Annotated in this window: 12 protein-coding genes and 1 pseudogene; 12 read left to right on the top strand and 1 reads right to left on the bottom strand. The window is 57.5% G+C overall.

Going from position 1 to position 7,004, the window contains the following annotated elements; translation table 11 throughout:
- The 6 genes and pseudogenes from tuf to R1W00_RS04920 all read left to right on the top strand — a co-directional run.
- A pseudogene (tuf, locus tag R1W00_RS04945) lies at positions 1–129 on the top strand (elongation factor Tu); the annotation flags it as partial.
- A 297-nt stretch (positions 130–426) separates the two neighbouring features.
- Positions 427–735, top strand: coding sequence for a 30S ribosomal protein S10 (gene rpsJ, locus R1W00_RS04940; protein ID WP_317261580.1), 309 nt, complete (start codon positions 427–429; stop codon positions 733–735).
- A gap of 15 nt (positions 736–750) precedes the next feature.
- Complete coding sequence (gene rplC / locus R1W00_RS04935; RefSeq protein WP_317261579.1) at positions 751–1,482, top strand: 50S ribosomal protein L3; 732 nt, start codon at positions 751–753, stop codon at positions 1,480–1,482.
- Positions 1,479–2,096, top strand: coding sequence for a 50S ribosomal protein L4 (gene rplD, locus R1W00_RS04930; protein ID WP_317261578.1), 618 nt, complete (start codon positions 1,479–1,481; stop codon positions 2,094–2,096). Before rplC ends, rplD begins: the two co-directional genes overlap by 4 nt.
- Positions 2,093–2,389 carry a 50S ribosomal protein L23 gene (locus R1W00_RS04925; protein ID WP_317261577.1) on the top strand — a complete coding sequence of 99 codons (297 nt, stop codon included), beginning with the start codon at positions 2,093–2,095 and terminating at the stop codon, positions 2,387–2,389. The genes rplD and R1W00_RS04925 overlap by 4 nt, the downstream gene beginning before the upstream one ends.
- Positions 2,390–2,575: 186 nt before the next feature.
- Positions 2,576–2,965, top strand: coding sequence for a hypothetical protein (locus R1W00_RS04920; RefSeq protein WP_317261576.1), 390 nt, complete (start codon positions 2,576–2,578; stop codon positions 2,963–2,965).
- A 69-nt stretch (positions 2,966–3,034) separates the two neighbouring features.
- Here the strand turns inward: R1W00_RS04920 and R1W00_RS04915 are convergent, their stop codons facing one another.
- The gene (locus R1W00_RS04915) at positions 3,035–3,631 is read right to left on the bottom strand and encodes a TetR/AcrR family transcriptional regulator (protein WP_317261575.1); all 597 of its coding nucleotides are present in this window, start codon (positions 3,629–3,631) and stop codon (positions 3,035–3,037) included.
- Between the two features lie 98 nt (positions 3,632–3,729).
- Here R1W00_RS04915 and R1W00_RS04910 point away from each other — a divergent pair, with 98 nt between their 5' ends.
- The 6 genes from R1W00_RS04910 to rplP all read left to right on the top strand — a co-directional run bounded on the left by R1W00_RS04910 (position 3,730) and on the right by rplP (position 6,996).
- A complete protein-coding gene (locus tag R1W00_RS04910; RefSeq protein WP_317261574.1) occupies positions 3,730–4,119 on the top strand; it encodes a hypothetical protein in 390 nt (129 codons plus the stop codon).
- 236 nt (positions 4,120–4,355) lie between these two features.
- Positions 4,356–5,195, top strand: a complete 840-nt coding sequence (rplB, locus tag R1W00_RS04905) for a 50S ribosomal protein L2 (protein WP_317261573.1) — start codon at positions 4,356–4,358, stop codon at positions 5,193–5,195.
- 3 nt (positions 5,196–5,198) lie between these two features.
- The gene (gene rpsS / locus R1W00_RS04900) at positions 5,199–5,477 is read left to right on the top strand and encodes a 30S ribosomal protein S19 (protein ID WP_303961473.1); all 279 of its coding nucleotides are present in this window, start codon (positions 5,199–5,201) and stop codon (positions 5,475–5,477) included.
- A gap of 6 nt (positions 5,478–5,483) precedes the next feature.
- On the top strand, positions 5,484–5,864 hold the full coding sequence (rplV, locus tag R1W00_RS04895; protein ID WP_317261572.1) for a 50S ribosomal protein L22: 381 nt from the start codon (positions 5,484–5,486) through the stop codon (positions 5,862–5,864).
- Positions 5,864–6,571 carry a 30S ribosomal protein S3 gene (rpsC, locus tag R1W00_RS04890; protein ID WP_303961469.1) on the top strand — a complete coding sequence of 236 codons (708 nt, stop codon included), beginning with the start codon at positions 5,864–5,866 and terminating at the stop codon, positions 6,569–6,571. Before rplV ends, rpsC begins: the two co-directional genes overlap by 1 nt.
- Before the next feature lie 11 nt (positions 6,572–6,582).
- On the top strand, positions 6,583–6,996 hold the full coding sequence (rplP, locus tag R1W00_RS04885; RefSeq protein WP_303961466.1) for a 50S ribosomal protein L16: 414 nt from the start codon (positions 6,583–6,585) through the stop codon (positions 6,994–6,996).
- Positions 6,997–7,004 lie beyond the last annotated feature (8 nt).

Below are 7,004 nucleotides of genomic sequence, written 5' to 3'. Positions count from 1 at the left end.
CCCGGCGACAACCTGAAGTTCGTTGTTGAGCTGATCGCACCGATCGCCATGGAAGAAGGTCTGCGCTTCGCGATCCGCGAAGGTGGCCGCACCGTAGGCTCCGGCGTCGTATCCAAAGTCGTCGACTAATCAGATCTCTGATTGTTGACTGCAAGGCCGCCTTCGGGCGGCCTTGTTTCTTTCCGGGAGAGGGCGTCCCGAGCGCAATTTTTAAAGGATTTGCGCGGATGTCGCCCAAGGCCGGATAAAACGCTTGTCAGGTGGTCCTGTGTCTTGTATTGGGCGCGGGTTCTCTGGCGAGAGAACGACCGGAGAGGGATTCGTCGCCGATCAAATCGGCCGGTTCTGATCCACAGGTTCGACGTGGGGACGTAATAAGGCGCTCTCGACCTCTCAACCTCAATAAGCCTGATGAAAGGCATCGTAATGCAAAGCCAAAACATTCGCATTCGGCTGAAGGCATTCGATTACCGCGTGTTGGACGCCAGCACCCAGGAAATCGTAAACACGGCAAAGCGCACCGGCGCAAACGTCCGTGGCCCGATCCCGCTTCCGAACAAGATCGAGAAATTCACTGTTCTGCGTGGTCCCCACGTTGACAAGAAATCCCGTGACCAGTGGGAAATCCGGACGCACAAGCGTCTTCTCGACATCATCGACCCGACCCCCCAAACCGTTGACGCGCTGATGAAGCTCGATCTGGCGGCTGGCGTCGACGTCGAGATCAAAGTTTAAGGAGGGCAACGTAAGATGCGCTCTGGTATTATCGCAAAGAAAGTCGGCATGACCCGACTGTTCTTGGAAGACGGCAAGCAAGTACCCGTCACCGTTCTGCAGCTGGATGGCTTGCAGGTGGTTGCACAGCGTACTGTTGAAACCGACGGTTACACGGCTGTTCAGCTGGGTGCCGGTTCGGCCAAAGCCAAACGCACCTCGGCTCCGATGCGCGGCCACTTTGCCAAGGCGGGCGTTGCCCCCAAACGCAAAATCGCCGAATTCCGCGTTGCACCCGAGAACCTGATCGAAGTAGGCGCCGAGATCTCGGCAGAGCACTATTTTGAGGGCCAGTACGTTGACGTATCGGGCACCTCGATCGGTAAAGGTTTTGCCGGTGCAATGAAGCGCCACAACTTCGGTGGTCTGCGCGCTTCGCACGGTGTTTCGATCAGCCACCGTTCGCACGGTTCGACCGGTCAGTGTCAAGACCCGGGCCGCGTGTTCAAGGGCAAGAAAATGGCCGGTCACATGGGTGCTGCCCGTGTTACGACCCAGAACCTGCAGGTTGTTCGCACCGATGCAGATCGTGGTCTGATCATGGTCAAAGGCGCCGTTCCCGGTTCCAAAGGTGGTTGGGTGACCATCAAGGACGCGGTTAAAAAACCGTTCCCTGACAACGCTCCCCTGCCTGCTGCTCTGAAAACGGCTCAGACTGCTGACGCGGCTCCGGCTGAAGAAGCTGCTGCCGAAGGAGGTGAAGCATGAAACTTGATGTGATCAATCTGGACGGCGGCAACGCTGGTTCCGTCGACGTGATCGACGACATCTTTGGTCTGGAGCCCCGCGCGGACATCCTGCACCGTGTGGTCCGCTGGCAGCGTAACAACGCCCAAGCCGGTACCCACAAGGTCAAGACCCGTTCGGAAACCAGCTACTCGACCAAGAAGATCTACCGCCAAAAAGGCACCGGTGGCGCACGTCACGGTGACCGTAACGCGCCGATCTTCCGTAAAGGTGGTGTCTACAAGGGCCCGACCCCGCGTAGCCACGGTCACGATCTGACCAAGAAATTCCGTAAGCTGGGCCTGCGCCACGCGCTGAGCGCCAAAGCCAAGGAAGGTTCGCTGGTCATCATCGAGTCCGCTGAGACCGAAGGCAAAACCGCCGCGCTGGCAAAACAGGTTGCGAACCTGGGCTGGAAGCGTGCGCTGATCATCGACGGTGCAACCGTGAACGAGGGCTTTGCCCGCGCTGCACGCAACATCGAAGGTCTCGATGTTCTGCCGACGATGGGTGCAAACGTATACGACATCCTCAAGCGTGACACTCTGGTGATCACCAAAGCAGGTGTCGAAGCACTGGAGGCTCGCCTGAAATGACCGCCAAAGCTGAACACTACGACGTGATCCGCAAGCCGATCATCACCGAGAAAGCAACCATGGCATCCGAAAACGGTGCAGTTGTTTTCGAAGTGGCGATCGACGCCAACAAACCCCAGATCAAAGAGGCCGTCGAAAGCCTGTTTGGTGTCAAGGTTAAGGCCGTCAACACGACGATCACCAAAGGCAAAACCAAGCGTTTCCGCGGCCAACTGGGCAAGCGTAAAGACGTGAAGAAAGCCTACGTCACCCTCGAAGAGGGCAACACCATCGACGTGACCACCGGTCTCTAAGTCGAACGGTTGTTCAAATAGAAAGGCCCCCGATTTTCGGGGGCCTTTTTCGTTTGGCGATGCCAGGTCTAAGGCGGCGGGAAAGGCATTTATCGAATAATAGTATAAAAAAATATATAAAGACTTTAAGTATACCTTTGGTATACTATATTGGTGTAATGAAACGCTAATCCAAGGAGAATTGAAATGAGCAAGTATGATGCGCTAACCGAACACCTCGAAAAGCTGGAAGCAAATCGTTGGGACGCAACCTTTGAAGAGATCGAAGGCATTCTGGGTTTTCAACTGCCGTTGAGCGCCCGTGAGCATGCAGCGTGGTGGGCAAATCAAACAACAGGACAACGCGTTCAATGCAGCAGCTGGATGGATGTGGGCTGGTCGACCGCTGGTCTGGATATTGCAGCTGAAACCGTTTCCTTCCTCAAGTCAAAGGAAGTCACCGCTTCAAATACCGAACAACTAGCCGTTGAGCCCGAGGCTATGACACTTGCAGAATTGGTTGAATATTCCAAGCAACGGATCGCTGCTCTAGCAGGCGTGCCGATCTCGAACGTAGCAATCACGATTGCCTATTAATTCTGTTAGGCAATCGATGAGATTTAAGGCATCCAAAAGCCGCGTCCGAAGTGGCGCAGCTTTTCGGGCCTAAGCTGTATATGACCTCAGAATGCGGATGGCCATGGCATTGCGACGCTGAACCTCTGACGTGTTGGGCGGGGGGAGGGCGCCGATCACGCGGCGGATTTGCAGATCGCCAATCAGCACGCCCAGATAGAGGTCGACCGCCGCAGGGATGTTGGTGGCGGGGATCTCGCCATCCTGCGCGGCGCGGGACAGAAGGTCGCCCAGCATCGGCGCAATGACACCCCGACCCGAGGCCGATAGTTCACGGCCCAACTCACCACTGGCATCGGCAGCGGCGGCGCGGTTCAGCGCGATGGCCTTGTCCCCAAGCAACACCCCCAACAGAACCGGGCCGAACCGTTCAAGCGTCTCTAGGGCACTGCCCCCGCCCTCTAGCGCCTGCTCCAGCACCGCCCGCGCGTCGGCGGCGTTGCGGGTCACAAGGACGCGGATCAACCCGACCTTATCCCCGTACCAGTTGTACATCGTCTCGTTCGAGCATTTGGCGCGTTTGGCGATGCTCAGCATGGACGCCGAGGCATAGCCCTTTTCCGCCAGCAGCTCATATGTCGCGGCTTCGATCCGGCCTTCACGGTCTTGGCGCAGGTCGCTCTTCATCTTGGCCTCAAAATAATCCTTGACCAAAACCGTACACATGAATACGGATAGGGGCAACCGTAAAGATGTGTACGGAAATGATTGTAAGGAGAGTAAAGATGGAAAACGTATCTAACCGCGGAAACATTGCCGCCCTGTCGGTTCTGATCGTGTTGCAGATGATCATGCTGAGCGCGCTATATGCAGGCATCAAACCCCACCCGCCGGTGGCAACACCCCTGTTCGGAATCGCGCCGTTCATCGGGGCCAGTATCGCCGCAGCGTTGGCCGCGATCATCATGACGCCGACAACGCGAGGCGGGCGGGTCCTGTCGGTTCTGGCGGCGCTGATGGCGGCGGCGTCATTCGGGCCACAGAAATATTTCGTGCCCGAGTTCCCCCTGATCTGGCCCGCTGTGATCGGTGCGCAGATCGCCATTGTGACGGTCATCGCCAATGTGGTTTCACACCGTCGCGCCGCACTGGACCTCCGCCCCGCCGCCGCCTAAGAACGAACGCGCCGGAGGACGTCCCCGAAAACAACGGATGCCCAGTGTTTTTTGGTGTGTTTGACTAGACTCGGGGCGGAACCTCTGATACCTCCCGCGCATCTTGAGGCCCCGGATTCGTTCCGGGGCCCATGATTTTTGGAATTTGGGGACCTTTGGGGCCCTATACATCGGCCACCTTCGGGGGGCTAACCATAGGCAGGGTAACCTGCCGCAGCTAACGGAAGACAGAAAGCATGGCACTCAAGTCGTATAAACCGACGACGCCGGGCCAGCGTGGGCTGGTTCTGATCGACCGTTCGGAGCTTTGGAAAGGGCGTCCGGTCAAATCTCTCACTGAGGGTCTGACCAAAAAGGGCGGCCGGAACAACACCGGACGGATCACTATGCGCCGCCGCGGCGGTGGCGCGAAGCGTCTGTATCGTATCGTGGATTTCAAGCGTACGAAGTTTGACGTATCCGCTACGGTGGAACGCATTGAATATGACCCCAACCGCACGGCCTTCATCGCGTTGATCCGCTATGAAGATGGCGAGCAGGCCTACATCCTGGCCCCGCAGCGTCTGGCCGTGGGTGATCAGGTTATCGCATCGGCCAAAGCCGACGTGAAACCGGGCAACGCAATGCCCTTCTCGGGCCTGCCGATCGGGACGATCGTTCACAACGTTGAACTGAAGCCCGGCAAAGGCGGTCAGATCGCACGTGCCGCCGGCACCTACGCACAATTTGTTGGCCGCGATGGTGGCTACGCTCAGCTGCGCCTCTCGTCGGGCGAACTGCGCATGGTGCGTCAGGAATGCATGGCGACCGTTGGTGCCGTGTCGAACCCCGACAACAGCAACCAAAACCTGGGTAAAGCAGGTCGTAACCGTCACAAGGGCATCCGCCCGTCGGTTCGTGGTGTTGTTATGAACCCGATCGACCACCCCCATGGTGGTGGTGAAGGTCGTACCTCGGGTGGTCGTCACCCGGTTACCCCCTGGGGTAAACCGACCAAGGGTGCTCGCACCCGCCGGAACAAGACTACGGATAAGTACATCATCCGTAGCCGTCACGCGCGTAAGAAGGGTCGCTAAAACATGGCACGTTCTGTATGGAAAGGCCCTTTCGTAGATTCCTATGTTCTCAAGAAAGCTGAGAAAGCACGGGAATCGGGCCGTAACGAAGTAATCAAAATCTGGTCGCGCCGCTCGACGATCCTGCCCCAATTCGTGGGTCTGACGTTTGGCGTCTACAACGGCCAGAAGCACATCCCCGTGCTCATCAGCGAAGACATGATCGGTCAGAAGTTCGGCGAATACGCTCCGACTCGGACCTACTATGGCCACGCTGCTGATAAAAAAGCGAAGAAGAGGTAACCGGTCATGGGTAAGCAGAAAAACGCCCGCCGTGTGGCCGAGAACGAAGCGATGGCCAAGGCCAAAATGCTTCGCACTTCGCCGCAAAAGCTGAACCTGGTGGCTGCGATGATCCGCGGCAAAAAGGTCGAGAAGGCTCTGGCCGACCTGACCTTTAGCAAAAAGCGGATCGCAGTGGACGTGAAGAAATGCCTTCAGTCCGCAATCGCGAACGCCGAGAACAACCACAACCTGGATGTGGACGAGCTGATCGTTGCCGAAGCATATGTCGGCAAGAACCTGACCATGAAGCGCGGTCGCCCGCGTGCACGTGGCCGGTTCGGCAAGATCGTCAAGCCGTTCTCGGAACTGACCATCAAGGTGCGTCAAGTTGAGGAGCAAGCGTAATGGGTCATAAGGTCAATCCGATCGGCATGCGCCTGCAGGTCAACCGCACCTGGGACAGCCGTTGGTACGCAGATACCAAGGACTTTGGTGATCTTCTGTTGGAAGACATCAAGATCCGTGAGTTCATCAAAGAAGAATGCAAGCAGGCCGGCGTGGCCCGTGTGATCATCGAACGTCCGCACAAAAAGTGCCGCGTTACGATCCACACTGCACGTCCGGGTGTGATCATCGGCAAAAAAGGCGCCGATATCGAAACCCTGCGTCGCAAACTGTCGGCAATGACGGACAGCGAACTGCACCTGAACATCGTCGAAGTGCGCAAGCCCGAGCTGGACGCTCAGCTGGTCGCCGAGTCGATCGCTCAGCAGCTGGAACGCCGTGTGTCCTTCCGTCGCGCGATGAAGCGTTCGGTTCAAAACGCAATGCGCATGGGCGCACTGGGCATTCGTGTAAACGTTGCCGGTCGTCTGGGCGGTGCCGAAATCGCACGTACCGAATGGTACCGCGAAGGTCGCGTTCCGTTGCACACCCTGCGTGCTGACATCGACTATGCACACGCCGAAGCCTCCACCCCCTATGGTATCATCGGTATCAAGGTGTGGATCTTCAAAGGCGAGATCATGGAACATGATCCGCAGGCGCGTGACCGTCGTCAGGCCGCATTGCAAGAAGGTCCCGCACCCCGTGGTGCTGGCGGCCGCCGCTAAGGAGTTAAGTAATGCTACAGCCGAAGCGTACAAAATTCCGCAAGATGCACAAAGGCCGTATCCACGGTCAGGCAAAAGGCGGTTCGGACCTGAACTTTGGGACCTACGGTCTGAAAGCAACCCAGCCTGAGCGTATCACTGCGCGTCAGATTGAGGCTGCTCGTCGTGCCATGACGCGTCACATGAAGCGTCAAGGCCGCGTATGGATCCGTATCTTCCCGGACGTCGCTGTTTCCTCGAAACCGACCGAAGTTCGTATGGGTAAGGGTAAAGGTTCCGTTGATTACTGGGCAGCCAAGGTTAAACCCGGCCGCATCATGTTCGAAATCGACGGTGTCTCCGAAGCGATCGCACGTGAGGCCCTGCGCCTTGCCGCGATGAAGCTGCCGGTCAAAACCCGCGTTGTGGTCCGCGAAGACTGGTAAGTCCGGTT

This window comes from Rhodovulum sp. FJ3, from assembly GCF_032918305.1.
Classification (GTDB): Bacteria; Pseudomonadota; Alphaproteobacteria; order Rhodobacterales; family Rhodobacteraceae; genus SAT37.
The sequence above is the reverse complement of the archived record's forward strand: the minus strand, read 5'-3'. Positions and strand labels throughout refer to the sequence as shown.

What these genes read in the sequence shown, in the direction of transcription:
- rpsJ (WP_317261580.1), top strand. Translation starts at nt 427, where the DNA reads ATGCAAAGCCAAAACATTCGCATTCGGCTGAAGGCATTCGATTACCGC.
- R1W00_RS04910 (WP_317261574.1), top strand. Translation starts at nt 3,730, where the DNA reads ATGGAAAACGTATCTAACCGCGGAAACATTGCCGCCCTGTCGGTTCTG.
- rplD (WP_317261578.1), top strand. Translation starts at nt 1,479, where the DNA reads ATGAAACTTGATGTGATCAATCTGGACGGCGGCAACGCTGGTTCCGTC.
- rplC (WP_317261579.1), top strand. Translation starts at nt 751, where the DNA reads ATGCGCTCTGGTATTATCGCAAAGAAAGTCGGCATGACCCGACTGTTC.
- rpsC (WP_303961469.1), top strand. Translation starts at nt 5,864, where the DNA reads ATGGGTCATAAGGTCAATCCGATCGGCATGCGCCTGCAGGTCAACCGC.
- rplP (WP_303961466.1), top strand. Translation starts at nt 6,583, where the DNA reads ATGCTACAGCCGAAGCGTACAAAATTCCGCAAGATGCACAAAGGCCGT.
- rplB (WP_317261573.1), top strand. Translation starts at nt 4,356, where the DNA reads ATGGCACTCAAGTCGTATAAACCGACGACGCCGGGCCAGCGTGGGCTG.
- rpsS (WP_303961473.1), top strand. Translation starts at nt 5,199, where the DNA reads ATGGCACGTTCTGTATGGAAAGGCCCTTTCGTAGATTCCTATGTTCTC.
- rplV (WP_317261572.1), top strand. Translation starts at nt 5,484, where the DNA reads ATGGGTAAGCAGAAAAACGCCCGCCGTGTGGCCGAGAACGAAGCGATG.
- R1W00_RS04915 (WP_317261575.1), bottom strand. Translation starts at nt 3,631, where the DNA reads ATGAAGAGCGACCTGCGCCAAGACCGTGAAGGCCGGATCGAAGCCGCG.
- R1W00_RS04920 (WP_317261576.1), top strand. Translation starts at nt 2,576, where the DNA reads ATGAGCAAGTATGATGCGCTAACCGAACACCTCGAAAAGCTGGAAGCA.
- R1W00_RS04925 (WP_317261577.1), top strand. Translation starts at nt 2,093, where the DNA reads ATGACCGCCAAAGCTGAACACTACGACGTGATCCGCAAGCCGATCATC.